This window comes from Roseococcus sp. GW821-FHT12F05, assembly GCF_058806835.1.
Window position 1 is genome coordinate 457183 of sequence record NZ_JBXAQB010000002.1, and the last position, 25063, is coordinate 482245.

At 70.1% G+C, this 25063-nt stretch carries 24 protein-coding genes; 10 read left to right on the plus strand and 14 right to left on the minus strand.

Annotated elements, in window-relative coordinates; all coding sequences use genetic code 11:
* Nucleotides 1-2: 2 nt before the first annotated feature.
* Entirely contained in the window at nt 3-2903 is a 2901-nt protein-coding gene (locus tag AC1ROY_RS06970; RefSeq protein ID WP_493147884.1) for a glycosyltransferase, read from the minus strand.
* Nucleotides 2904-3208: 305 nt separating this feature from the next.
* Between AC1ROY_RS06970 and AC1ROY_RS06975 the strand changes: the two genes are divergently transcribed.
* From AC1ROY_RS06975 to AC1ROY_RS06985, 3 genes are read left to right on the plus strand one after another with little or no spacing between them, the layout of a single operon-like run.
* Nucleotides 3209-3787: a MarR family winged helix-turn-helix transcriptional regulator gene (locus AC1ROY_RS06975; protein WP_493147886.1), complete on the plus strand. Its 579-nt coding sequence runs from the start codon at nt 3209-3211 to the stop codon at nt 3785-3787.
* 13 nt (nt 3788-3800) lie between these two features.
* The gene (locus tag AC1ROY_RS06980) at nt 3801-4505 is read left to right on the plus strand and encodes a response regulator (protein ID WP_493147889.1); all 705 of its coding nucleotides are present in this window, start codon (nt 3801-3803) and stop codon (nt 4503-4505) included.
* Between the two features lie 38 nt (nt 4506-4543).
* The gene (locus AC1ROY_RS06985) at nt 4544-5851 is read left to right on the plus strand and encodes an ATP-binding protein (protein WP_493148364.1); all 1308 of its coding nucleotides are present in this window, start codon (nt 4544-4546) and stop codon (nt 5849-5851) included.
* Here AC1ROY_RS06985 and AC1ROY_RS06990 read toward each other — a convergent pair.
* Complete coding sequence (locus tag AC1ROY_RS06990) at nt 5823-6254, minus strand: carboxymuconolactone decarboxylase family protein (RefSeq protein WP_493147890.1); 432 nt, start codon at nt 6252-6254, stop codon at nt 5823-5825. The two genes, AC1ROY_RS06985 and AC1ROY_RS06990, sit on opposite strands and share 29 nt — an antisense overlap.
* A 14-nt stretch (nt 6255-6268) precedes the next feature.
* Nucleotides 6269-7501, minus strand: a complete 1233-nt coding sequence (locus AC1ROY_RS06995) for an MFS transporter (RefSeq protein ID WP_493147893.1) — start codon at nt 7499-7501, stop codon at nt 6269-6271.
* A 156-nt stretch (nt 7502-7657) separates the two neighbouring features.
* On the opposite strand from AC1ROY_RS06995, the gene AC1ROY_RS07000 reads away from it, so the two are divergent.
* The 4 genes from AC1ROY_RS07000 (at nt 7658) to cydB (ending at nt 11675) form a co-directional block, all read left to right on the plus strand.
* Complete coding sequence (locus tag AC1ROY_RS07000; RefSeq protein ID WP_493147895.1) at nt 7658-8878, plus strand: lipase family protein; 1221 nt, start codon at nt 7658-7660, stop codon at nt 8876-8878.
* Nucleotides 8879-8959: 81 nt separating this feature from the next.
* Nucleotides 8960-9142 (plus strand): hypothetical protein, encoded by a 183-nt coding sequence (locus AC1ROY_RS07005; RefSeq protein WP_493147897.1) that lies wholly within the window; start codon nt 8960-8962, stop codon nt 9140-9142.
* 131 nt (nt 9143-9273) lie between these two features.
* A complete protein-coding gene (locus AC1ROY_RS07010) occupies nt 9274-10671 on the plus strand; it encodes a cytochrome ubiquinol oxidase subunit I (RefSeq protein WP_493147899.1) in 1398 nt (465 codons plus the stop codon).
* Nucleotides 10668-11675: a cytochrome d ubiquinol oxidase subunit II gene (gene cydB / locus AC1ROY_RS07015; protein ID WP_493147900.1), complete on the plus strand. Its 1008-nt coding sequence runs from the start codon at nt 10668-10670 to the stop codon at nt 11673-11675. Before AC1ROY_RS07010 ends, cydB begins: the two co-directional genes overlap by 4 nt.
* 16 nt (nt 11676-11691) lie before the next feature.
* On the opposite strand, the gene serS is transcribed toward cydB, so the two are convergent.
* From serS to AC1ROY_RS07040, 5 genes are all read right to left on the minus strand, one after another.
* Complete coding sequence (serS, locus tag AC1ROY_RS07020; RefSeq protein WP_493147901.1) at nt 11692-12960, minus strand: serine--tRNA ligase; 1269 nt, start codon at nt 12958-12960, stop codon at nt 11692-11694.
* Nucleotides 12961-12993: 33 nt separating this feature from the next.
* Entirely contained in the window at nt 12994-13383 is a 390-nt protein-coding gene (locus tag AC1ROY_RS07025; RefSeq protein ID WP_493147903.1) for a hypothetical protein, read from the minus strand.
* Nucleotides 13380-14129: a twin-arginine translocase subunit TatC gene (tatC, locus tag AC1ROY_RS07030; protein WP_493148365.1), complete on the minus strand. Its 750-nt coding sequence runs from the start codon at nt 14127-14129 to the stop codon at nt 13380-13382. The genes AC1ROY_RS07025 and tatC overlap by 4 nt, the downstream gene beginning before the upstream one ends.
* Nucleotides 14130-14182: 53 nt before the next feature.
* Nucleotides 14183-14806, minus strand: a complete 624-nt coding sequence (gene tatB, locus AC1ROY_RS07035) for a Sec-independent protein translocase protein TatB (protein WP_493147905.1) — start codon at nt 14804-14806, stop codon at nt 14183-14185.
* 212 nt (nt 14807-15018) lie between these two features.
* Nucleotides 15019-16086, minus strand: a complete 1068-nt coding sequence (locus AC1ROY_RS07040; protein ID WP_493147906.1) for an ABC transporter ATP-binding protein — start codon at nt 16084-16086, stop codon at nt 15019-15021.
* Between the two features lie 407 nt (nt 16087-16493).
* On the opposite strand from AC1ROY_RS07040, the gene AC1ROY_RS07045 reads away from it, so the two are divergent.
* Together AC1ROY_RS07045 and AC1ROY_RS07050 are read left to right on the plus strand one after the other, a co-directional pair.
* Nucleotides 16494-17516 carry a hypothetical protein gene (locus AC1ROY_RS07045; RefSeq protein ID WP_493147908.1) on the plus strand — a complete coding sequence of 341 codons (1023 nt, stop codon included), beginning with the start codon at nt 16494-16496 and terminating at the stop codon, nt 17514-17516.
* The gene (locus AC1ROY_RS07050) at nt 17516-18298 is read left to right on the plus strand and encodes a M15 family metallopeptidase (RefSeq protein ID WP_493147910.1); all 783 of its coding nucleotides are present in this window, start codon (nt 17516-17518) and stop codon (nt 18296-18298) included. The genes AC1ROY_RS07045 and AC1ROY_RS07050 overlap by 1 nt, the downstream gene beginning before the upstream one ends.
* A 19-nt stretch (nt 18299-18317) precedes the next feature.
* Here AC1ROY_RS07050 and scpB read toward each other — a convergent pair whose 3' ends face one another.
* The 6 genes from scpB to argS all read right to left on the minus strand — a co-directional run bounded on the left by scpB (nt 18318) and on the right by argS (nt 23868).
* The gene (scpB, locus tag AC1ROY_RS07055; RefSeq protein WP_493147912.1) at nt 18318-18926 is read right to left on the minus strand and encodes an SMC-Scp complex subunit ScpB; all 609 of its coding nucleotides are present in this window, start codon (nt 18924-18926) and stop codon (nt 18318-18320) included.
* On the minus strand, nt 18916-19680 hold the full coding sequence (locus AC1ROY_RS07060) for a segregation and condensation protein A (RefSeq protein WP_493147914.1): 765 nt from the start codon (nt 19678-19680) through the stop codon (nt 18916-18918). The genes scpB and AC1ROY_RS07060 overlap by 11 nt, the downstream gene beginning before the upstream one ends.
* Before the next feature lie 11 nt (nt 19681-19691).
* On the minus strand, nt 19692-20387 hold the full coding sequence (locus AC1ROY_RS07065) for a site-2 protease family protein (RefSeq protein ID WP_493147915.1): 696 nt from the start codon (nt 20385-20387) through the stop codon (nt 19692-19694).
* A gap of 13 nt (nt 20388-20400) precedes the next feature.
* A complete protein-coding gene (gene nagZ, locus AC1ROY_RS07070; RefSeq protein WP_493147917.1) occupies nt 20401-21324 on the minus strand; it encodes a beta-N-acetylhexosaminidase in 924 nt (307 codons plus the stop codon).
* Between the two features lie 4 nt (nt 21325-21328).
* Nucleotides 21329-21940, minus strand: a complete 612-nt coding sequence (locus AC1ROY_RS07075; protein ID WP_493147918.1) for an SPOR domain-containing protein — start codon at nt 21938-21940, stop codon at nt 21329-21331.
* 143 nt (nt 21941-22083) lie between these two features.
* A complete protein-coding gene (gene argS, locus AC1ROY_RS07080; RefSeq protein ID WP_493147920.1) occupies nt 22084-23868 on the minus strand; it encodes an arginine--tRNA ligase in 1785 nt (594 codons plus the stop codon).
* A 353-nt stretch (nt 23869-24221) separates the two neighbouring features.
* Between argS and AC1ROY_RS07085 the strand changes: the two genes are divergently transcribed.
* On the plus strand, nt 24222-24935 hold the full coding sequence (locus tag AC1ROY_RS07085; RefSeq protein ID WP_493147922.1) for a hypothetical protein: 714 nt from the start codon (nt 24222-24224) through the stop codon (nt 24933-24935).
* Nucleotides 24936-25063 lie beyond the last annotated feature (128 nt).

Sequence of the window (25063 nt, forward strand, 5' to 3'; positions counted from 1 at the left end):
GCTCAGCCTTGTCGGGCGGCGAGGCGCAGCGCGGCGCGGCCGGCCTCGCCGCCGGGCAGCGGCGCGGCCGAGGCCGTGCTGTCCGCGCGCAGCCGCGCCTCGATGGCCAGCAGGCGCTCGGCGCCGGGCACGGCGAGCCCGGCCTCGGGCAGGACCAGCGCCTCGATCATGGCGAGGCGGCCGGCCATGTCGTCGGCACCCGCCCAGCGCAGGGCGGAGAGGCGCAGCGGCGGCACCGTGCCGTCCTCCATCTCCAGCGCGATCTCGGCCTGTCCCTCGGCATCGGTGGCGATGGTCAGCGACAGGAGCAGCGGTCCGCCCTCCGCCGGCAGCTCCTGGAGGCCACCGGGGTGGCGCAGCTTCGGGTGATAGCCGGGGCTGACGGCGAGATGCAGCAGCACGCGCAGCTCCTGCTCGGGCGCCGGCGTGCGCAGCCGGATCACCGCGCGTGGCGCCAGGGCCTCCACGCCCTCGGGGCCGGCGGCCAGATCCCAGCCCTCGGCGAGCAGGCCGGTCCAGGTCAGGTCCGGCGCGCCCGGCCCGAAGACCACCGGCCGGCCCGGCGACAGCATGGCCTCGACGGGCGCGGCCACGGTGATCTCGCGCAGGCCCACGCGGATGGGGCGGGTCTCACCCTGGTTTCCCCCTGAGGGCGGCGCATGCAGCGGCCCGTCCACCACGAGGCGGATCGTCACGCGGCCGGCCGGGGCGTCGAGGGCGGCGAGCGCCTCCTCGCCGGGGACCAGCCTCGTCCAGCGGATCGGCCCGTCGCCCAGCGCGACGCCGGCGCGATTGTCCTCGGCCCAGGGGGCCGCGACCAGCCGCAGCCAGAGCCGCGCGGGCGCCGCGCTGTCCAGATGCAGCGTGCCGGAGGGGCCGATGAGCCAGGAGCCGATCTCCTCCGGCGGCTCGAAGCCGGCCCCGAGCGCCAGGCTCGATGCCGGCCAGCCCTCGCCCGCGGCGGCGAAGGAGACGGTCTGGCCTTCCGCCAGGCGCGGCGCCTCGGGCGCCGGGCGCTGGGGCGCAGGCTGCGCCATGCCATCGGTGACCTCGGCGAGAAAATGCCGCGTCACATCCGGCCAGCCGCGCGGCCGGAATTCGTCGCGCAATCTCTGCTCGGCCGCGGCGAGCGCCGGGCGGTCGTCGAGGAAATGGCGAATGCGGGCGGCGATGTCGCGCGGGCTGAAGGCGTCGATCGGCTCGGCGAAGCCCCCGCCGGCCTCGGGGGTCGCGCCCTCCGTCGCTGCGAGGCAGAGCTTGCCCAGCGCCAGCGATTCACCGACCGGCAGCCCCCAGCCCTCGGTGAAGGAGGGAAAGACGCTGAACAGGCAGCCGCGATACAGCCCTTCCAGCTCCGGGTCGGAGATGCCGTGCAGCAGCCGGATGCGGCCATCGAGGTAATGCGTCGATTCCAGCTGCGCCATCAGGTCGGCCACGCGCCAGCCCGGCCGCCCGACCAGCACCAGCGGCGGCGGCTCCACGCCCTCGCGGATCATGAGCTGCCAGGCCTGGAACAGCGCCGCGTGGTTCTTCCGCGATTCGATGGTGCCGACGCAGAGGATGTAGTCGCGCCCGCGCAGATCGGCCGCGGCTTCGGGAAAGGCGTCGCCCGGCTCGGATTCGTTGAAGCGGTGCGCCAGCGGCATGGGCCGGACCGGGATGGACGGCGCCTCCAGCTCCGCGAGCTGCCGGCGCAGCGTGCCCGCCGTGTATTCCGAGATGGTGAGCGCGAAGTCCCAGAACTCCGCGCCCTCGCGCAGACCCTGGCGGAAGCCGGCGACGGTGCCCTCGCTGGTGTGCTCGGGATGGGTGATGGGGATGAGGTCGTAGACCAGCACGCCGATGCGCAGCCCCGCCGCGCGCAGCCGCGCCAGCGCCGCCGGCGCGCCCGCCCAGAACCAGAAGGCGCCCATGATGAAGAAGAGCCGCGCGCCGCCGAGCCCGGTCGGGCGGGCGCGGTCCATGGCGCCGTTCACCAGCGCCTCGGCGCGGTCGAGGTCGTGCGGCTCGTCCAGGCAATAGGTGATGATCGCCTCGAGGTCCGCGCGAGCCAGGGTCCAGAGCGGCCCGAAGCGCTCGGCGAGGAAGACGAAGCGCGCCGCCGCCGCGGCCTCCGGATCCGCCAGAATCCCCTGCGCCAGGCCGAGCTGGACGCGCTGGATGCCCGTGGCCCGCCCCGTGTCGCGCACGAGGTTGAGCAGGTCGGTGACATCGTAGAGATGCGGCGCATCGGATCCATCCGCGCCACCCTCGGCCGGCAGCCCACCCGCCCGGCGGATCGCCTGCCAGTTGCGCCGGTCGGGCACGAGCGCGAAGGCGTCCTGGGCCGCGGCGATCGCCCCCTCGCGGTCGCCCGCCCGCAGCAGCGCCGCGGAGAGCGCGCGATGCGGCGCCGGATCCTGCGGCGCCCGCGCGAGGTCGATGCGCGCCTCGGCCACGCGCGCGGCGTTCTCGCGGTCGCGCGCCGTTTCCACGGGGGGACGCGGCACGCCGGCCGTGCGCTTCGGCGGCACGGCAGCGCCGGCCAGCGCAGCCAGCTCCTCCGCCGCATGGTTGATGGGCGCGAGCTCGTCCGAGCGCGCATAGGACGCGCGCGCCTCGGCGACCCGGCCCTGCATCTTCAGCGCATGGCCGAGCTGGAGATGGACGTCATGGTCGTGCGGCGCGATCTCCGCCGCCCGGCGATAGGCGGCCTCCGCGCCCGGCAGGTCGCCCGATTCCTTCAGCGCGTGGCCGAGCTGGACCCAGATGGCAGCCTCGCCCGGACGCAGGTCGAGGAAGCGCCGATAGCCCGCGGCGGCGGCCGGCCAGTCGCGCGCGTCACGCCCGCGATTGCCGGCGGACAGCGCCGCCATCGCCGCCCGGCGGGCCTTTCGGCGTCGGAAGAAACCCAGCAGTCGCATCCAGCTCCCGGCTCCGGCGGAAGTTGAGGAATCCCCCGCGAAGGCGCACCGCGTCAAGCGCTCCAGTCCACGTCATATGGCGAAGCGTTTCGTAACAGGCTTCGCCGCCGTGCTCGCGCTAGGAGACTGACAGGGCTAATTATGGCCCCGGGGGCAGGACGTGCCGTTTCGATTCGTGCGGCCGCCGGACGACACGACGCGAGCCATCGCTTGCTCTCAGGACTTCTGGAACGACCGGATAAAATATGTCAACAAAGCTGACCGAAACTGGGGGCGTCGCATCCATGGCCGAACGGGCGGAACCAATGAAGCCGGAGGCCCCGCGCGGCGCCGGCGCCGCGCGCAACCTGCTCTTCCTGCGCGAGGAGGAGCTGCGCCTCGCCCAGGACCTCCTCTACTTCGGCTATCGAGACTTCACCGCGGGTCCCGACCGCATCCTCGCCACCATGGAGATGGGCCGCGCGCATCACCGCGTGCTGCACTTCGTCGGCCGCGCGCCGGGCATCAAGGTGGGCGAGCTGCTGGCCATCCTGGACATCACCAAGCAGTCGCTCGGCCGCGTGCTGCAGCCGCTCATCGAGCAGGGCTATGTGAAGCAGGCGCCCGGCCTCAAGGACAAGCGCCAGCGGCTGCTCACCCTCACCGAGCAGGGCGAGGCGCTGGAGCGCCGCCTCTTCGCGGCCCAGCGCGAATGGGTGCTGCGCGCCTATCGCGAGGCCGGGCCGCAGGCCGTGGAAGGCTTCCGGCAGGTCATGCGCGGCCTGATGGGCCCCGAGGCGCGGGCCCAGTTCGAGGCGCTGGAGAAGTCCGCCGCGCCGGGCCGCACCACGCCCGCCTTCTCGCCCAACCCGGCGACCCGCCCGGCCAGCGCCGGCGGGGCCTGAACGGAGCGCCGCCATGGCCGACCCCACCGCGGACATCCTGGTCGTCGACGACGATGCCCGCCTGCGCGCCCTGCTCCAGCGCTTCCTGGCCGAGCAGGGCCACCGCGTGGCCGTCGCCGGCGACGCGGCCGAGGCGCGGGCGGCGATCGGCGCCATGGCCTTCGACCTGCTGGTGCTCGACGTCATGATGCCCGGCGAGACCGGCCTCCAGCTGGCCGAGGGCCTGCGACGCGAGGGGCACGACACGCCCATCCTCATGCTCACCGCCCGCGGCGACCCGGACGACCGCGTGGCCGGCTTCGAGCACGGCGCCGACGACTACCTCGCCAAGCCCTTCGATCCGCGCGAGCTGGCGCTGCGCATCAAGACCATCCTGCGGCGCGCGGCGCCCGCGCCCTCCGCCTCGCCCATGCCCTCCGGCCCGATCCAGCTCGGCGAGCGCTGGTTCGACGCCGAGCGCTGCGAGCTGCGCGGCCCCGAGGGCACGCAGCGCCTCACCGGCGGCGAGGCCGCGCTGCTCACCGCGCTCGCCCGCCGGGCCGGCGAGGTGCTCTCGCGCGAGGACATCGCGGTGGCCCTCGGCACGCCCGATGCCGGCGAGCGCAGCGTGGACGTGCAGGTCACCCGCCTGCGCCGCAAGATCGAGAGCGATCCGCGCGAGCCGCGCTTCCTGCACACCATCCGGCACAAGGGCTACGTGCTGAGGCCCGGACCGTGAAACGCCCCGACAAGTCCTTCCTCCGCCGGGTCAGCGCCATGCTGCCGCGCGGGCTGCTGGCGCGCACGCTGCTGATCATGCTGCTGCCGCTGGTGGTCGTGCAGGGGGTGGCGCTGCAGCTCTTCTACGGCGGGCATCTCGACGTCATCTCGCGCCGGCTGACCTCGGGCCTGGCCGGCGACGTCGCCTTCGTCGCCAGCCTCGTGGACGCCGTGCCCGAGGCCATGCGCCCGGAGATCCTGCGCGAGGGCAACTGGCGCCTCGGCCTCTCGCTCGGCTTCGAGCCGGGCGCCGTGCTCGGCGTCCCGCCCACGCGGCCGGCCTGGAATCCCTTCCTGCCGCTGGAGGAGGACCTCAACAGCGCGCTGCGCGAGCGCATGAGCTTCGCCTTCGACGCCGACTGGCAGAGCGACCCGCAATCCCTCGTCATCCGCGTGCAGACGGCCACCGGCATCCTCAGCGTGGAGGCGCCGCGGAAGCGGCTGTTCAGCACCACGCTCTACGTCTTCGTGCTCTGGCTGGTGGGCTCGGCGATGCTGCTGGCCGGCATCGCCGTGCTGTTCATGAAGAACCAGGTGCGCGCCATCCGCCGGCTGGGCGAGGCCGCGGAATCCTTCGGCCTCGGCCGCGAGACCGGGCCCATGAAGCCCGAGGGCGCGCGCGAGGTGCGGCAGGCCGCGCTCGCCTTCAACGCCATGCAGGAGCGCATCCTGCGCTTCGTGAACCAGCGCACCGAGATGCTCGCGGGCATCAGCCACGACCTGCGCACGCCGCTCACCCGCATGCGGCTGGCCATCGCCATGTTCCCCCGCACCCCCGAGACCGAGGAGGACGTCGCCGCCCTCAACCAGGACCTCGAGGAGATGGAGCGGATGGTGGAGAGCTACCTCGCCTTCGCCCGCGGCGAGCGCACCGAGGCGCCGCGGCCCTCCGACCTCGTGGACCTCGTGGAGGACATCGCCGCCAAGGCCCGCCGCAGCGGCGCCGCGGTGGACGTGGACGCGCCCGAGACGCTGGTGCTGCCGCTGCGCGCCGATGCGCTGAAGCGGGCGCTCGGCAACCTGCTCGACAATGCCCGTCGGCATGCGCGCCGCATCGCCATCGGCGTGGCGCCGATGCAGGAATCCGGCCGCAACTGGGCCGAGCTCACCGTGGACGACGACGGGCCGGGCATCCCCGCCGCCGAGCGCGCGGACGCCTTCCGGCCCTTCAGCAGCGGCTCCGCCACGGGGACGGGGCTCGGGCTCGCCATCGCGCGCGACATCGTGCGCGCGCATGGCGGCGACATCCTGCTGGAGCAGAGCCCGATGGGCGGGCTCAGGGCCCGGCTGCGGCTGCCGGTGTAGCGACGGCGAACTCGGAGTCGACGGGCACCTGCAGCGCGGTCGCGAGCGCGTTGGTCTGCGAGGCCATCGCGATCACGGAGAGAAGATCCGCATGCTGCGCGTCGCTCATCCCCTTGGCCCGGGCCGCCGCCGTGTGGGAATGGACGCAGTAGCTGCAGCCGTTCGCGACAGAGACCGCGATGTAGACCAGCTCCCGGGTCAGCGGATCGAGCGCGCCCGGCGCGACCATGACCTCCTTGAGCGAGGCCCAGGTCCGTTCCAGCACCGCCGGCTGGTTGGCCAGCGCGCGCCAGAAGTTGTTGACGAAGTCGGACTTCCTGACGGACCGGATGTCGTCGAACACGGCCTTGACCCGCGGATCGGCCTCGGCCTGCGCATCGCTCCACAGGGTGACGGTCGCCATGGAATCCTCCGCCCCTATCTCTCGGACAGCTTCGGCAGGAACACCGTGAGCAGCCCCAGCATCGGCAGGAAGGCGCAGACCATGTAGACCGTGCCGATGCTCGTCCGGTCCGCGAGCTCGCCCAGCGCCGCGGCGCCCAGCCCGCCCAGGCCGAAGGAGAAGCCGAAGAACACGCCGGCCACCAGCCCCACCCGGCCCGGCAGCAGCTCCTGCGCATAGACCAGGATCGCCGCGAAGGCCGACGACATGATGAGCCCGATCGTGACAGCCAGCACCACCGTCCAGAACAAATTCGCGAAGGGCAGCGCCAGGGTGAAGGGCAGCGCGCCGAGGATGGAGAACCAGATGATGGGCAGCCGGCCCACCCGGTCGCCCACGATGCCGCCGGCCATGAGGCCCACGGCCAGCGATCCCAGGAAGACGAAGAGGATGATCTGCGCCGTCTGCACCGGCACGGCGAAGCGCTCGATCAGGTAGAAGGTGAAGTAGGAGCTGAGGCTCGCGGTGTAGACGTTCTTCGAGAAGAGCAGCGCCACCAGCACGAGTATCGCGAGCGTCACCCGCCCGCGCGAGAGCCCGTGCCCGGAGGTCGCGCCCGCCTTGCGGGCGGGGGACCTGGCCACGCGGTTGCGCGCGTACCAGCCGCCCACCTGCACCAGGATCAGCATGCCCAGCAGCGCCGCCGCCGAGAACCAGACGAGGCTCGCCTGGCCGTGCGGCACCACCACGAAGGCGGCCAGCAGCGGCCCGATCGCCGAGCCCGTGTTGCCGCCCACCTGGAACAGCGACTGCGCGAGGCCGTAGCGCCCCCCCGAGGCCAGCCGCGCCACGCGCGACGCCTCCGGATGGAAGACCGAGGAGCCCACCCCGATCAGCGCCGCCGCCAGCAGGATCACCGGGTAGGAATGGGCATGCGCCATCAGCAGCAGCCCGATCAGCGTCGAGCTCATGCCGATCGGCAGCGAATAGGGCATCGGCCGGCGGTCGGTGTAGACGCCGACCAGCGGCTGCAGCAGCGAGGCGGTGAACTGGAAGGCCAGGGTGATGAGCCCGACCTGCGCGAAATCCAGCCCGTAGGATTCCTTCAGGATCGGATAGATCGCTGGCACCAGCGACTGCATCATGTCGTTGAGCAGGTGGCAGAAGCTGAGCGACAGGATGACCGCGAAGGTCGTGCCGCCGGCCTGGGCCAATGGGACGGCGGCAGCGGCGGTGGGGGCTTTCAGGGCCGACTGGTGGGTGCTCACGGGACGTTCCGCTTCATTTGCGAAACATCCTAGGCAGACCCGGCGGGGAAGTCAGCCCGCCCCCGGCGCGTGGCGTGCCGTTACCACATCTGGGGATTTGGCGCCGGCGCGATCCTGGCATTCCGCCGTCGAAGGACGGCCGCAAGGATCGGAATCATGCTCTGGATGCCCGGAAGATCGGGCCGGCGCGCGCCGCCGGCCGTGCGCGTGCTGGCGCGCGTGGCGATGCTGTGCGGCGGCCTCGCGGCCTGCGCGCCCTGGTTCAGCAGGCCCGGCCTCGAGGCTGAACGGGGCTTCTACACCGCGCCCGCGGATCAGGTCCCCGGCCCGCCCGGCAGCATCGTGCACAGCGAATCGGCCCAGGATGCGCCCGAAGGCACCGATGCCTGGCGCATCCTCTACCGCTCCACCGGCCTGCGGGGCGAGCCGATCCTGGTCTCCGGCCTCGCCGTCGTGCCGCAGGGCGCGCCGCCGCCGGACGGCCGGCCCGTCGTGGCCTGGGCACATCCGACGAGCGGCGTCGTGCCGCGCTGCGCGCCCTCCCTCGCCTTCTTCCGCTTCCAGCAAATCCAGGGCCTGCGCGAGATGGCGGATCGCGGCTGGATCGTGGTCGCGACCGACTATCCCGGCCTCGGCACCGCCGGACCGCACCCCTACCTCGTCGGCACCAGCGAGGCGCGCGCCGTGCTGGATTCCATGCGCGCGGTCCGGGCGCTGCCGGGCTCCGGCGCCGGAGGCCGCTTCGCCGTCTGGGGCCATTCCCAGGGCGGGCAGGCGGCGCTCTTCACGGGGCTGCAGGCGCGCGACTACGCGCCGGAGCTGAATCTCGTCGGCGTCGCCGCGGCCGCGCCGGCGACCGAGCTCGGCGTGCTGCTGAACCGCGAGCTCGGCACCGTCGCCGGCAACAACCTGACGGCCATGACGCTCTGGTCCTGGGCGCGCGTCTTCGGCGCACCCGTCGACCGCGTGATCACGCCGGCCGCCATCCCGGTCGTGGACCGGCTGGCGGAGGAATGCATCGAATCCCTCTACGACCTCTGGGCCCGCGCCCGGACGGAGCAGCCGCTGGCGCACAGCTTCCTCACGGAGCGGGGCTTCGCCGCCGCCGAGCCCTGGCGCTCGCTGCTGGCCGAGAACACGCCGGGCCCGCTGCCGGCGGGCATGCCGCTCTTCCTTGCCCAGGGGACGGCGGACACCATCGTCCTGCCGCCGGTGACGCGCGACTACCGTGCGCGCTCCTGCTCGGCCGGAATCCGCGTGCGGATGGTCGAGATGGCGGGCGTGGGCCACGGCTTCATCGCGCATGACGCGGCGCCTGCCGCCATCGACTGGATGGCCGGCCGCTTCGCCGGCGCGCCGCCCCCCAGCGACTGCTGAACGCCCTTCCGCGCGGCGTCGCGCGGCCACGCCTTCCAGGGGCGCGCGACGCCGCGCGCCGCCACACCGGAGTATCCCGACTTGCCCGAACCGATCCGCCGCCGCGCCCGGCTTCTCGCGCTGGCCTTTTCCCTGTCCAGCGCCGCGGTGCTGCTCGGCGCCTGCGTCGGCGTCGAGGGATGCCCGCCCGGCTTCTGGCGCGGCCCCTGGGGCCATTGCCGCGACACCCCCTACTTCTACCACGAGCACTACTGGCGGCGCTGAGCCCCGGCTTCCGAAAAGCACGATCCGACAAGCCACGGCAGGCCCGACGCGCTGCAATGACGTGCTATCGTCACTTGGGATGCCCAGGACACCGGACGTCGGACGGGGCCCGCTTCGCAGGATCATGCCTCATGGATCTGGACCCCGTCCTCCTCTCCCGCTTCCAGTTCGCATGGGTGATCGCCTGGCACATCCTGATGCCGGCCTTCACGGTGGGCATGGCCTCCTACATCACGATCCTGGAGGGCATGCACCTCGTCACGAGGAAGGAAATCTACTTCCGGATCTCGACCTTCTGGATCCGCATCTTCTCGGTCGCCTTCGGCGTGGGCGTGGTCTCGGGCGTCGTCATGCCCTTCCAGATCGGCACGAACTGGAGCCGCTACTCCGACGTCGCCGGCAATGTCCTCGGCCCCCTCTTCGCCTATGAGGGGCTGACAGCCTTCTTCCTCGAGGCCGCCTTCCTCGGCGTGCTGCTCTTCGGCCGCAAGCTCGTGCCGCCCTGGGCGCATTTCGTCGCGGCCTTCATGGTGGCCTTCGGCACGCTGCTCTCCTCCTTCTGGATCCTCTCCGCCAACAGCTGGATGCAGACGCCCGCGGGTTTCGAGGTCATCGACGGGCGCTTCTTCCCGACCGACTGGCTGCAGGTGATCTTCAACCCCTCCTTCCCCTACCGCCTCGCCCATACGGTGACCGGCTTCTACGTGACGACGGGCTTCGTGGTGATCGCCGTCGCCGCCTGGCTCATCCGCCAGGGGCGCCACGTGGCCGAGGGGCGCGTCATGCTCTCCATGACGCTCTGGCTGCTCACCTTCCTGGTGCCGCTGCAGATCCTGATCGGCGACCAGCACGGGCTGAACACGCTGGAGCACCAGCCCGCCAAGCTCGCCGCCATCGAGGCGCATTGGGAGACGGGCTCGCGCGTGCCGCTCATCCTCTTCGCGCTGCCGGACGAGGCCAATGCCACGAACCGCTTCCAGGTCGAGGTCCCGCTGCTCGGCAGCCTGATCCTGACCCACAGCCTGAACGGCACCATCCGCGGGCTCACGGAGTTCCCGCCCGAGGACCGGCCGCCCGTCGCCATCCCCTTCTTCGCCTTCCGCATCATGGTCGGCATCGGCATGCTGATGCTGGGGCTCGTCGCGGTCAGCTGGCTGCTGCGCTGGCGCCGGCGGCTCTTCGACAGCCCCTGGTTCCTGCGCTGCTGCCTCGCGATGGGTCCCATGGGCTTCGTCGCCGTGCTCGCCGGCTGGACCACGACCGAGGTGGGGCGGCAGCCCTGGACGGTCTACGGCCATCTCCGCACCGCCGATTCCGTCTCGCCGTCGCTGACGGGATCGGACGTGCTGATCTCGCTGCTGGGCTACATGGTCGTCTACCTCATCATCTTCCCGGCCGGCTTCTGGGTGATGGCGCGGATGATCCGCAAGGGCATCGACGCGCCGGCGGACGACGCCTCCCCCGTCGCGGCCGGGCGCGCGAGCCGGCCCACCACCGTGCAGCTCCGGCCCGAGGGAGAAACGCCATGACCGCGCTGAGCTTCGTGCCGGTCTGGACGGTGATCCTGGCCGCCGGAATCTTCTTCTACGTGCTGCTGGATGGCTTCGACCTCGGCGTCGGCATCCTCTACGGCTTCGAGCCGGACCTCGCCTCGCGCAACATGGTGATGAACGCGATCGCGCCCATCTGGGACGGCAACGAGACCTGGCTGGTGCTGGGCGGCCTCGCCCTGCTCGCGGCCTTCCCGCTGGCCTTCGCCATCATCATCCCCGCGCTGTACTTCCCCATCCTGGTGATGCTGCTCTCGCTGGCCTTCCGCGGCGTCGCCTTCGAGTTCCGCTTCCGCGACGCCGAGCACAAGAGCTTCTGGGACCACGGCTTCTGCATCGGCTCGGGCCTCGCGGCCTTCTGCCAGGGCGTGATGCTCGGCGCCTTCATCCAGGGCTTCCAGGTCGACGGGCGGCACTTCACCGGCTCCTCCTTCGACTTCCTCACGCCCTTCTCGATCCTGACCGGCGCGGCGCTGGTCTTCGGCTACGGGCTGCTCGGCGCGGGCTGGCTGATCCTCAAGACCGAGGGCGCGATCCAGGCCCGCGCGCGCCGCAGCGCCCGGATCTGCCTCGTGGCCGTGCTGATCGGGATCGGGATCGTGAGCGTCTGGACGCCGCTGGCCCATGCGAGCATCGCGGCACGCTGGTTCAGCTGGCCGGGCATCCTGGTCTTCTCGCCGGTGCCCGTCGCGACGGCGGCGATCACGATCGCCATGTGGCGCATGCTGGGCGGCACGTCGGATGGCGGTCCGTTCCTCGCCGCCATCGCGCTCTTCGTGCTGGCCTATACGGGCATCGCCATCAGCCTCTGGCCGATGATCGTGCCGCACCGCTACACCCTCTGGGACGCGGCCTCCTCGCCCTCGACGCAGGGCTTCCTGCTGGTCGGCACGCTGTTCCTGCTGCCCGTGATCCTGGTCTATTCGAGCTGGTCCTACTGGGTCTTCCGGGGGAAGGTCCGGGCGGACATCGGGTACCACTGAGCCTTTCGGCGGCGGGTCATCCCGCCGCCGGAATCCGCTCCATCCGCATCCAGGGCAGCAGCACCTCGGGGACGAGGATGCTGCCATCCGCCTGCTGATGCGTCTCCATCACGGCGATGAGCGCGCGGCCGACGGCCACGCCCGAGCCGTTCAGCGTGTGGACCAGGACATTGTCCTTGCCGCGCCGGTAGCGCGCCTTCATGCGGCGCGCCTGGAAGTCGCGGCAGTTGGAGCAGGAGGAAATCTCGCGCCAGGCCTGCTGGCCCGGCAGCCAGACCTCGAGGTCGTAGGTCCGCGCGGCCGAGAAGCCCGTGTCGCCGGCGCAAAGGAAGACGCGGCGCCAGGTGAGGCCGAGCGCGGTGAGAACGGCCTCCGCGCAGGTCGTCATGCGCTCGTGCTCGGCGTCGCTGTCCTCGGGCTTCGTGATGGAGACGAGCTCCACCTTGCTGAACTGGTGCTGGCGCAGCATGCCGCGCGTGTCGCGCCCCGCGCTGCCGGCCTCGCTGCGGAAGCTGGGAGAGAGCGCAGTGTAGCGCAGCGGCAGGACCGCCTCGGGCAGGATCTCGTCGCGCGCGAGGTTGGTCAGCGGCACCTCGGCGGTCGGGATCAGGTAGCGGCCGTCGGTGGTCTTGAAGAGATCCTCCTCGAACTTCGGGAGCTGGCCGGTGCCGAACATGGTGGCCGCGTTCACGAGGTTGGGGACGGAGGTCTCGCTGTAGCCGTGCTGCTCGGTGTGCAGCGTCAGCATCCATTGCGCGAGCGCCCGCTCCAGCCGCGCCAGCGCGCCCTTCAGCACGACGAAGCGGCTGCCGGAGATCTTCACCGCCGCGGCGAAGTCCATGAGGCCGAGCGCCTCGCCCAGCTCGAAATGCTGCTTCGCCTCGAAGTTCGGGTGCGCCGGCTCGCCGTGCTGGTGCATCACGACGTTGTCGCTCTCGTCGCGGCCCTCGGGCACCTCGGCGTCGAGGATGTTGGGCAGGACGGAGAGCGCCTCGGCCACGGCGGCCTCCTTCGCCTCGACGCCGGCCCCCTCGGCCGCGGCGATGGCGGCGGCGACCTCGGCCTTGAGGCGGTCGGCCTCGTCCTTGTCGCCGCGTTTCATGGCGGCGCCGATCTCGCGGGACAATGCGTTGCGCTTGGCCTGGGCGCCCTCGGTCAGCGCGATGGCGGCGCGGCGCGCCTCGTCCAGCGCCAGGATCCCAGCCGCCTGGGGCTCGATCCCCCGCCGCGCCATGGCCGCGTCGAAACCGGCCGCATCGGCCCGTACCGCTCGGATGTCATGCATGTTCAGGTCACCGATCTGGAAGGGCCAGCGCCGTTACGGCAGCTTGTGCAGCCCGTCAATGAAGTCGCTCACCTCGTCCCGTGTCCAGGAGAGGCCCTCGTTCCAGAAGCGCAGCAGCGCCTCCCTGTTGGCCGAGGCCCACGATCGGATACGAGGCGATGCGGCGGCGGCGACCTGATCGGGCAGGCCGTGGTTGATCACGCGCGGCTCCGGCTCCAGCGTCACAGTGAGGCAAGCCGCCTCCCGCGAGGGTCGTCCGGGAAACCACTTGATCCGCGGGCCGTGCTGCCCCTGCACGGTCGAGACATAGATCGTCCCGTCCACGCCGGTGTCCTTGCGGGGCAGGTTCACCATGTCGAAGAGCTCGTCCAGCGGGTCGGCAAAGGAGGGCGTCGGCGCCTGCGCGGTCAGGATCGGCGTCACTTCCCCTCCTCCGGCGGCTTCGGCACCACCCAGGCGGCGAAGAGGATCGAGAGTTCGTAGAGCAGGATCAGCGGCACCGCCAGGCCCACCTGGCTGATCACGTCCGGCGGCGTGATGATCGCGGCCAGCGCGAACATGCCCACGATCGCGTAGCGCCGGCCCTTGCGCAGGCTCGCCACGCTGAGGATGCCCACGCGGCACAGCAGCACCAGCGCCACCGGCATCTGGAAGGCGATGCCGAAGGCCAGGATCATGTGCATGACCAGCGAGAGGTACTCGCTGACCTTGGCCTCCAGCTGGATGGGCACGGTGCCCTCGCCGGCCGGCGTCTCGAAGCTGATGAAGAAGTGCCAGGCGAGCGGGAAGATGAAGTAGTAGGCCAGCGCCGCGCCCAGCAGGAACAGGATGGGCGAAGCGATGAGGAAGGGCGTCACCGCCCGCTTCTCGGAGCGGTAGAGGCCCGGCGCGATGAAGAGCCAGAGCTGCGTCGCCCAGATCGGGAAGGAGAAGAACACGGCGCCGAAGAAGGCCACCTTCAGATAGGTGAAGAAGGCCTCGTAGAGCGCGGTGAAGATCATCCGCCGGTCGCCGCCGCCCTGCTGCTGCAGGATGTTGGCGAGCGGCTGCGCCAGGAAGCCGTAGATCTGCGCGGAGAAGTAGTAGCAGACGGCGAAGGAGATGCCGAAGGCGATGACCGACCAGAGGAGCCGCCGGCGCAGCTCCATCAGATGGTCGATCAACGGCATCGGCTTGTCGTTGATGGGATCGTCGTCTTCGGCGGTGCTGGACACGGGAGGCCTCAGACGATCTTGGCCGCGTCGGCGGAAGCGGGCGCCGCAGCGGGGGTGGGATTGGCGGGCGCGTGCTCGATCGGCGCCGCGACCACGGATTCGGCAGGCGCCGGGGCGGGCTCAACGGTCGCCTCGGGCTCGGGCGCCGGCACCGACAGGTTCAGCGGCGCGGGCGTCGAGGGCGGCAGGAAGGAGGGCGCCTCGGGCTGCGGCGCGGGCTCGGGCGGCTTGTAGGGCGCCATGGTCTGCGGCGGGATCATCGCCGGCGCGTCGGGCGTGTCGGCGGCGGTCGGCGGCGGCTTCCAGGCGGGTGTGGAGCTGATCGGGCTGTCGTTGAAGGTCTTGCTCAGCGTGCCGTCGGAATCGACGGCCTTCTCGATATGGCCCTTGAGGTCGAAGCTGCGGATCTCGTTCAGCGCGCCCTTCACGTCGGCGATCTGGTTCCGCACGTCCTCCAGCTTGGCCTCGCGCACCAGCTCGTCGGCCTGCTGCTGGAACTGGGCAAGCTGCTTCTTCCCCTTCTTGATGAGGTCTGCCACGCCGCGGATGGCGCTGGGCAGGTCCTTCGGACCGATCACCACCAGCGCCACGACGGCGACCAACATGATCTCGGACCAGGCGAGGTCGAGCATTCCATCCCCAATGCGGATACAGACGTAATCCGCCCTGGATACCAGGGCTCCGGCGCGCCGCCAATGCGGCGCGGTTTCTACTTAGGCGCTCGGGCCGCCGGTTGCACCCTCGGCCCCCGAAATCGGGGACCGAGGGTTGTTCACCTGTCGCGGGATTCAGACCTCCGGCGCCTTCGCGCCTCCGGTCATCCCGCTTTGCCCCGTCGCGGGATTCAGACCTCCGGCGCCTTCGCGCCTCCGGTCATCCCGCTTTGGCCGACCGGAAAAGCGAAGGCGCGCTCGGGGTCCAGCGCCAGGCCGACACGCTGCCCGCGGATCAGCCGGAGGCCGGGCGGCAGACGGGCGTGGAGGTGGAGCGTGCCGTCCACGGTCAGCCAGGCGCGCGTGTGGGCGCCGAGCAGCCGGCAGGATTGCACCTCGGCGGCCGTGCCTTCGCCAGCCGGAAGGACGCGCAGCCCCTCCGGGCGCAGCAGCAGCTCGGCGGGGCCGTCGGGCAGGCCGCGGGCGGGGATGGCGCCGAGCGCGCTGGTGGCGGCGCCGTTCGCGACGCGTGCCGGCAGCCGGTTCACCTCGCCGAGGAAACCCGCGACGAAGGGATCGGCCGGGTGGAGGTAGAGATCCTCCGGCGTGCCCAGCTGGGCCACCCGCCCCTCGCGGATCAGGGCGATGCGGTCGGCCATGAACATGGCCTCCTCGGCGTCGTGGGTGACGATGAGGGCGGGGATGGCCGTCTGCTGAAGAACGCGCAACGTGTCGTCGCGCACCTGCTCGCGCAGGCGGGTATCGAGGCTGGCGAAGGCCTCGTCGAGGAGCAGGACCTGCGGCTTGGGCGCCAGGGCCCGGGCCAGGGCGACGCGCTGCTGCTGCCCGCCGGAAAGCTGGTGCGGCCAGGAATCGACATGGCTGGCGAGGCCGACGCGCTCCAGCGCCTCGGCGATGAGGGCGCCCCGCTCCCCGCGCGGGATGCGGCGCAGGCCGAAGGCCACGTTGTCGCCGACGGTGAGGTGGGGGAAGAGCGCGTAGTCCTGGAAGACGAAGCCGACATGGCGGGCCTCGGGCGGCGCCTCGCGGCCGGGCTCGGCGAGGAGCGCTCCGTCGAGCTCGATGCGGCCGTGCTGCAACGGCTCCAGCCCGGCGATGAGGCGCAGCAGCGTGGTCTTGCCGTCGCCGGAGGGGCCGAGGAGGCACAGGATCTCGCCGCGCGCGACATCCAGGCTGACGCCGCGCAGGATCTCGCGCGGGCCGAAGGCATGGCGGATGCCGGTGAGGCGAAGGCTCATGCTGCCTTGTGCGGGCAAGAGGAACGGATGTCGACAGAGCGGCTAAGGAGAGGAATGTCATATGCGACTCTACGATCACGAGTTCTCGCCCTTCGCCCAGAAGATGCAGGACCGCGGTTAGGCCGGCGCGGCGCGGCGACTGGTTCGGCGACGGGAGCATCGCGGCCAACAGCCGGGATGGTCGGCGAAGTCCCGCGGGGTCAAGTTGATGCTGACGGAACTGAGGGGTAGAAACATCTGTTTTCCCGAACCGAAGTATAAGCAGAAAATATCCAAACATTCCTAGGAAATTATAATCATAAAATAGACATATATCATTTTATATTTTAGGTGTATTTATCTTGATGAATAATTATTTGTGATATGAAATGCATCTCCTATGTTGAAAATATCAAGGGGAGATGGTGATGTTTGGTGTGGAGACCTTGGACATCGGAATTGGGTTGATTCTGGTTTTCCTTCTGGTGAGCCTTATGCTCACCGCGCTGACCGAAGTCATCGAATCCTATTTCAAGACACGGGCGGCCGATCTGGAAAATGCCATTAGGATGATGGTAAAGGATCCTGCCGATGAGACCGATGAAGCTCTCGAAAAATTCTATAATCATCCTCTCATATTTGCACTTTTCCAGGGAGGTTATAAAACGAGCCAGGTCACTTTCACAGGTCGCAGCAGAGGCGGCTCGCTTCCTTCCTATATCCCGCGCGATCTGTTCTCGGGCGCTGCTCTCGACCTGGTCAAGACCGGCGAAGCCGGCAAGGCCGTCACCGCCATCGTCAAAAGCTATCGCCGCCTCTATGGCGACGACATCGCTGGTCTGAAGGCCAATCTCGAAAGCTGGTACGATGGCGTCATGGATCGCGCCTCCGGCTGGTACAAGCGGCGCACCCAGAAGCTGCTGCTCTTGCTCGGGCTTCTCGTCGCCATTGTCCTCAACATCAATCCGATCCTGATCGGCCAGCATCTCGCGGCGACTCCGGCGGCACGTGAGCGACTGGTCCAAGTCGCGGCCAATACCGCCGGCAACCCGCCTCCCGCCCCGGCCGAGGCGCGGCAGTATCTGCGCGAGTTGGACCAGGACATCCGCGAGATCGGGCTGCCGATTGGCTGGAACGAATTCTCGCGCAACCGGATGATCCCCCAGGGCGAAGCCTCCAAAAGCGCCATGTCCTGGATCTCAGCCATTCTCGTCATCATCCTGGGCTGGTTCATCACCGCCCTTGCCGGAACGCTGGGCGCCCCCTTCTGGTTCGATGTGCTCAACAAGCTGATGGTCATTCGCGCAACCGTGAAGCCGAAGGAGAAGAGCCAGGATGAAGCCTCCGAGGACCGCTCCGGCGTGCCGCCAGCGCGAAACCTTCCAGGGGCGAGCCAAGGCGGTTCCCCGACCCGACCGTCTCAGCCCCTAGCTGATGGAGCCGTAGGCTGATGGCCGCCAATCCTCTTCCGCCTCGGCGCGCCACTGCCCGTCTGCGCGTCCGCCTGGGCGCGGCCCAGACTTCCGCGGGCATTGACGGCTATATCGAGGTCGGCACCGTGTTCCAGCCACAGGAATTGATCGAAGGCGAGAACGTTAGCGGCAATCCCGACTGGTTCGCCCTGGAAGGCAACCGCTTCGTCTGGTCCGGCGCCAGCACGGATGTCACCGATACAAAGCCTCTGGCGCAGCCCGGCGAGATGCAGGTGAACCGGCGGCCGGACGGGACCATCAAGGTACTGTCAGGAGCTGACATCAAAAAAATATTTAACCCCTTCGCCTATAAGGAAGCCTCCCCGAGCGGCGCCATCGAGATCACCGATGACTGGCCGGCCAGGAACCTGATTTCCTTGAAGACTCCCCTACTCAAGCATACGGGCAAATCGGACCTCGACGTCCACAGGAAGGCCGAAACGCCTTTCCAGCGCGTCTTCGAAAAGATCGCCCAAGCTGGCCTGGGCGACCGGATCAAGACTTGCGGCGGCACATGGGTCCCGCGGCATATGGGCTGGAGGCCGGAGCGCGAGCTGAGCAGCCACAGTTGGGGGATCGCCATCGACATCAACGTGTCATGGAACAGCTACGGCGCGGACCCGGCGCCGCTGGGCGCGACAGGCTCGGTGCGCGAGCTCGTGCCGATCTTCGAAAGCGAAGGTTTCGCCTGGGGCGGCTACTTCAAGCCGCAGGAATTCTCGGACGGCATGCATTTCGAGTTGGCGCGGCTGGACCTGTAGCAATCGGGTTGGGACGCCACTACGCCGCGTGATCCTCGATCAACGGCGGCGCCCCATCCGGCTCCCCCTGCAGCTCGACCACCGCGAGGTCGTTCGACACCAGTTCCTCCTTGCGCGGCAGCTCCGACAGCGCCTTCAGCCCGAACTGGTCCAAAAACTTCGGCGTGGTCCCCCAGAGCGTCGGCCGCCCCGGCGTCTCCTTCCGGCCCCGCGGCGTCACCAGCCCATGATCCAGCAGCGCGTCCAGCGTCGTCTGCGCCAGCGCCGCCCCGCGGATCTCCTCGATCTCCGCCCGCGTCACCGGCTGGTGGTAGGCCACGATGGACAGCGCCTCCATGGCCGCTCGCGGCAGGCGCCGCGGCACCTCGACCACGCGCGTGATGGCCGGCGCCAGGTCCAGCGCCGTCCGGAAGGCCCAGCCGCCGCCGACCTCCACCAGCTCCACCGCGCGGCCGGCCGTCTGCGCGGCCAGCGCCGTCAGGACCGGAATGGCCTCCACGCCCTCGGGCAGCGCCATCTGCACCCGCATGGCCGGGACCGGCCGGTCGGAGGCGAAGATCAACGCCTCGGCGATGCGCAGGCCGCGCTCGAAATCCCCCTGTTCGGGAGTGCTCTGTTCAGGCGACATGTCGAAGATCCCCCTCGGTTTTCCGCAGCAGGATCGGGGCGAAGACCCCCTCCTGCCGCAGCTCGATCCCGCCCCCCCGGGCGGCCTCGAGCGCCGCGATCAACGTGCTCGCCAGCGCGGCGCGCTGGTCGAGCGGTGACAGCATTCCCTCCGGCAGGAAGGCGGACAGCGTGCTCCAGCCGGGCGCGTCCCCGATCAACGCCTGAAGCCGGCTCAAGGCTTCGGCCACCGACCAGAGTTTTCTCGGCTTGGGCGTGAAGGGCCGGTCGGCCGCGCCGCGCCGGCGCGCCGTGGCATAGGCACGCAGCAGCGTGGTGAGATCGGCCACCAACCCCGACCGGTCCTCGACGCGCAGCGATTCCGGCGCCCCCCGGGCAAAGGTCTCGCGCCCGAGCTGCGCCCGCCCGCCCAGCCAGGCGGCAGCCGCGCGCATCCGGTCCAGCTCGGCCAGCCGCTCGGTGAGGCGGTGGGCGGCGAGGATGGGATCCTCGTCCTCGGGCTCGCGCTCCTCCTCGGGCAGCAGCAGGCGCGACTTCAGCCAGGCGAGCCAGGCGGCCATGACCAGCCATTCCGCCGCCAGCTCCAGCCGGACCCGCCGCGCGCCCTCGACAATGGCGAGAAACTGGTCGGCCAGGGCCAGGACGGAGATCTGCCGGATGTCCACCTTCTGGGCCCGGGCGAGCTCCAGCAGGACGTCCAGCGGACCCTGGAAGCCTTCCAGATCGAGGACCAGGCTTTCGGCCTGTGTGTTCACGGTGGGCGCATTCATACGCTGCCGTGTCCCGCCGCGCGCAGCACGAAGGCGAAGGCCGGCCGCACGATCCAGTTCAGGAAGGCCTCCATCGGCTGGAAGGCCGGCACCGCCAGCGGCAGCAGGAAGAGCACGCCGATCACCAGCAGCAGCCCGTAGCGCTCGAGCTGCGCATAGGCGATGGCCGCCCGGTAGGGCAGCAGCCCCACGACGATGCGGCCGCCATCCAGGGGCGGGATGGGAAAGAGGTTGAACAGGCCGAGCACCAGATTCGCGAGGATGGACAGACCCAGGAAGCGGTAGACCACGGCCATCGATTCGGCCGAGAGGAAGCTGTCCGCCAGCCCCACGGGGTGCACCAGCAGGGCCGAGATGAAGGCCAGGCAGAAGTTCATGATCGGCCCGGCGGCGGCCACGTACATCATGCCGCTGCGCGGGTTGTGCAGGTTCCGGACGTCCACCGGCACGGGCTTGGCCCAGCCGAACATCACATCCACCCGCCCCGTGGTCAGAAGCTGGGACACCAGGAGAAAGCCCGGGATCAGCAGGGTTCCGACCGGGTCCACATGGCGGATCGGGTTGAGCGAGAGCCGGCCCATCAGCTTGGCCGTGGGGTCGCCAAGCCAGAGGGCGGCATAGCCATGCGCCGCCTCGTGCAGGGTGATGGCGATGACGCTGGCCAGCACCGCGGCGACCAGCTCCGGCAGCATGTCTAGCATCCGCTCAGGCCAGCACCCGGGAGCGGGAGGCCGCGAGGCGGTCGAGCGCCTTTCCGGCGAGGTCCGGGCAGGCCTCCAGGACGGCCGCCGTCTCCGCGAGGGCGCCGGAGCAGTGCAGCGCCGCGTCGCAGCCGGCCTCCATCACGGCGCGGGCGAGATGGCCGAAATCGCCCTTCAGCGCCTTCATCCCGAGATCGTCGGAGATGAGGAAGCCGTCGAAGCCGATCTCGCCGCGGATGACACCGTCGATGATGGTGGGCGAGAGGGTGGCGCAGCGCTCCGGGTCCAGCGCCGGGTAGAGGATATGGGCCGTCATGGCCCAGAGGTCGTCCGCGGCGAGGTCGCGAAACGGGGAAAAGTCCAGCGCCAGCTCGTCCCGCGAGGCGTCCACGACCGGCAGCGCCTCGTGGCTGTCCATCGTGGCCCGGCCATGGCCGGGGATGTGCTTGATGACCGGCAGCGCCCCGCTTTCGCGCAGCCCCGCGATCCAGGCGGCGCCGAGCCGGACGACCTCGACGGGATCGGCCGAGAAGGCGCGGTCGCCGATCACCTGGTGCATGCCCGGCAGCCGCAGGTCGAGCAGCGGGGCGCAGACCACGTCCAGCCCCACCGCCGCGCATTCGGCGCCGATCGCCGCTGCCTCGGCCCGCGCGGCCTCCGCCGGGCCGTTCTCGAAGCTCGCCGCAGGCGGGTGCTTTTGCCAGTGCGGCGGCCTGAGCCGGGCGACACGCCCGCCCTCCTGGTCCACCAGGATCGGCGCCTCCGCGCCCAGCACCTCGCGCAGCTCCACGGTCAGGGCCCGGAGCTGGTCCGGATCCGCCACGTTCCGCGCGAAGAGGATCGCCCCCATCGGTCGGTGGCGGCGCAGCAGCGCCGCCTCCTCGGAGGTCAGCCGGAGCCCCGAGACGCCGATGATGGCCGCGCGCATGGCGCTAGCCGGCCACCGGGATGCAGGCGACGTTCTTCTCCCGAAGCTGGGTGCAGAAGGCGCGCGCCGCCGCGGAATCCGCGAAGCCGCCGGCCCGCAGGCGCCACAGCGTCGGCTGGCCGTCCCGCTCGAGCTTCGTGATGGTGTGGGCACGCCCGGCCAGATCCGGCGCGCGGCGCTGGAGCCGCGTCCATTCGGCACGGGCACCCTCCTCGCTGCTGGCGGCCGCGAGTTGCACCATCGCGCGTCCCCCGGCGGCAGGAGCCGCGGCGGCCGGACGCGCGGCCTGCTGGGCCGGCGGCGGCGCGGTGCGCGGAGCCGGGGCCGGAGTGGCGGGCGCCGGCGCGGAAGGCGTCAGCGTCGCGCTCGGTGCCGGCAAAGGCACCGGAGCGGGCGGAGCCGCCGGCGGCGTGGCCTGGGCGCGCAGCACGTCCGGCCGCGGCGCCTCGGGCCCTGGCCCCAGACGCGCCTCGCCCGTGCGCTCGTTGCGCCCCGCGCCGCGCTCGAAGATCAGCTCCTGCTGGTTGGGCACCACCGCGCCCCCCGGCGAGTCCGGCCGCACCCGGTAGGGGCGCCCATCCGTCTCGATCAGGGGCACGCCGCGCGACCCCGTCATAGAAATTCCCCAGATGATGGCGCCCGCAAGCACCACGGAGCCGGCAAGACCGCCTCCGATCATCCAGACCTTCGGCGGGATCCCCCATCCCGCCGACGCCCTCTCCGGCGGACGAATCCGCCAGGAGGGAAGCATCGTGTCGTTCATCTCATCTCCTCGACCGGCGTGACCCCCATCACCCCGAGTCCGGACCTGACAACAGCCGCCGTGGCGGCCACCAAGGCGAGCCGCGCCTGCGTGGCCGCGGGCGCATCCGCCTGGATGAAGCGCAAGGTGGTGTCGTCCTTGCCCTTGTTCCACAATAGATGAAAATCACTGGCGAGGTCATTCAAAAAAAACGCGATGCGGTGCGGCTCCCGCGCTGCAGCAGCGGCCTCCACCACCCGCGGCCAGGCGGCCAGCCGCCGGATCAGGCCCAGCTCGGCCGGGTCGGTCAGCGCGTCCAGCGGCGCCTCCGCCAGGCTCTCCAGCGAGGGATCGCCCGCGCTGCGCAGCACCGAGCGGCAGCGGGCATGCGCGTACTGCACGTAGAAGACGGGATTGTCGCGCGACTGCTGGACCACGAGGTCCAGGTCGAACTCCATCTGCGCATCGGCCTTGCGGGTGAGCATGGTGAAGCGCACGGCGTCGCGCCCGACCTCGTCGATGAGGTCGCGCAGCGTGACGTAGCTGCCGGCGCGCTTGCTCATGCGGACCGGCTGGCCGTCCTTCACGACATGGACGATCTGCGCCAGCACCACGTCCAGCGAAACCCGCCGGTTGGACAGCGCCGCCACCGCCGCCTGCATGCGCTTGACGTAGCCGCCGTGGTCCGCGCCCCAGACATGGACCAGCGCGTCGAAGCCGCGCTCGATCTTGTGCAGGTGGTTGGCGATGTCGTTGGCGAAGTAGGTGCCCGTGCCGTCGGATTTTCTCAGCGGCCGGTCGGTGTCGTCCCCGAAGTCCTTGGAGCGGAACAGCGTCTGCTCGCGCGGCTCCCAATCCTCGGGGAGCTTGCCCTTGGGCGGCTCCAGGATGCCGCGGTAGATCAGGCCCTGGCTGTCGAGGAGGGTTTCCGCCTCCTCCAGCTTGCCCTCGGCGATCAGCTCCGCCTCGCTGACGAAGATGTCGTGCTTCACGCCGAGCGCGGCGAGGTCCTCGCGAATCTCGACCATCATGGCCCGCACCGTGAAGCTCCGCACCAGTGCGAGCTTCTCCGGGTTGGGCGGGAACAGCTCCGCGCCATGCCGCGCGGCCAGTTCCACGCCGACCGAGACCAGGTACTCGCCGCCATATTGCAGCGTGGTGCCATAGGCGGCCTCGACGGCGGCCTTGCGTTCCTCGGGCGCCGTGCCCTCGGCCCAGAGCCCGTGCGCCGCGACCGGCAGCGCCTCCAGGTAGCGCCAGTAGGCCGCCCAGCCGAGCGCCTGCACCTGCGCGCCGGCGTCGTTGATATAGTATTCGCGCGTGACGTCGTGGCCCGCCTTGGCCAGCAGCGCCGCGAGCCCGTCGCCCACGACAGCGCCGCGGCAATGGCCGACATGCATCGGGCCGGTCGGGTTGGCGGAGACGTATTCCACATTCACCCGGCCCGGCTTGGCGTCGCCCTGCCCGAAGGCTTCGCGCTCCTTCAGGATGATCGGGAGTTGGGCACGCAGAAAATCCTCGCGCAGCCGCAGGTTCACGAAGCCGGGGCCGGCCGGCGCGGCCTCCTCCACCTCGGGCAGCGCGGCCAGGGCCTCGGCCAGCTGCGCGGCCAGCTTCGGCGGCGGCATCTTCGCGGCCTTGCCGATCACCAGCGCGGCATTGGTGGACATGTCGCCATGCGTCGCCTCGCGCGGGGGCTCCATGGTGACGCGCGCATAGGCCTCCGCCGGAAGCTCGGGGAGGAGGGCCTGCAAAGCCGCGATGGCGCGGTCGCGCAGCTGGGCGAAGATGTCGTGACTCATGGCGCGCTTGTGAGGCGGTAACGCCGTTTCGCCAAGGGTCTGCGAGAGGGCTTCGCCCCCTCGCGCTCCCCCACCAGGGAACACCTTCCCTGGACCCTCATCAATTCAAGGACTTATCGGAGATGCGGAAGCGCAGGTTCTTGTTGAGGCAGCCGAGCAGCGAAGCCCCCTCGACGGCCCAGGGAGCCGTCCGCACCGGAAGCGGATCTCTTCAGGAAACAAGACAGTCAACGGATGGGCGTCGGGCGGCGCCGGAGCCGTCTACCTATGTGGCCTGGTTACATAACAAAGTTCGACATCCAGGAATTTATACGCCAATCTCAATGGTCCAGACAATTTGAGGCCAGATTGCGATGAGCGGCGTTTACCCGTTGAACGAATGGCAGTCCAAGGTCCACGACATCAAGCGGGCCAACGCGTACAGGTACGCGGACAAGACCATGGAAGCGCTGCGCGAAACGGCCAATGCCGTGGCCGCGGCAAACAACTGCGTCGCCGCGACCTCCAAAACGGTGAAGGGCATGGCGCGAGCCACCGAAAAGGTGATGGAGTTCGGCGAAGGTACGTACAATGGCGACTGGTGGGCGATCAAAGACCTGGCCCGCTGCACCATCGCGGTGAACGACGATGCGCAGGGCGAAAAGGTCTTCCAGGATTGCATACATAAATTCTTTATCCCCAGTAACGGCTGGAGCGTGCGCGAGGAAAAACCGAAGAAAAGCAATCCGAAGGGCTATTCCGACTGGAAGGTCATCGTGAGCAAGAGCGGCTCCCTGGCCGAGGTTCAGATCAATACGAAGAACCTGCTTTATGCCAAGGACCTGCCGTTCTTTCGGGCAGTGTGTCCGGACGATGAAGTCGCGATGAAGGCAAAGTACATGCCGGTACCTGGAGGAATTGGCCATCTGCTCTACGAGTGGTCCCGGGTACCTGGCCCACGTGCACAGGCAGCCAATGATCTCGGCCTGAGATACTACGCTCACTTCCGCCAGCCGAAGATGGTGCAGGCCTGGAGCCTGTTGCAGGATATCCTGAAGATGGGGATCAATCCTTCGCACACTCACTGAGGTCCATGGGCGTCTGAACCAGTCGCAGATGGCGGCGAGGCAGAGGATGCCGAGGAAGGACTGAGCGGGGCGCGACCAGTTCTCGCGCCGCCAGACGATGGCCGCCGTCCCACACCGCAGCGGTGCCC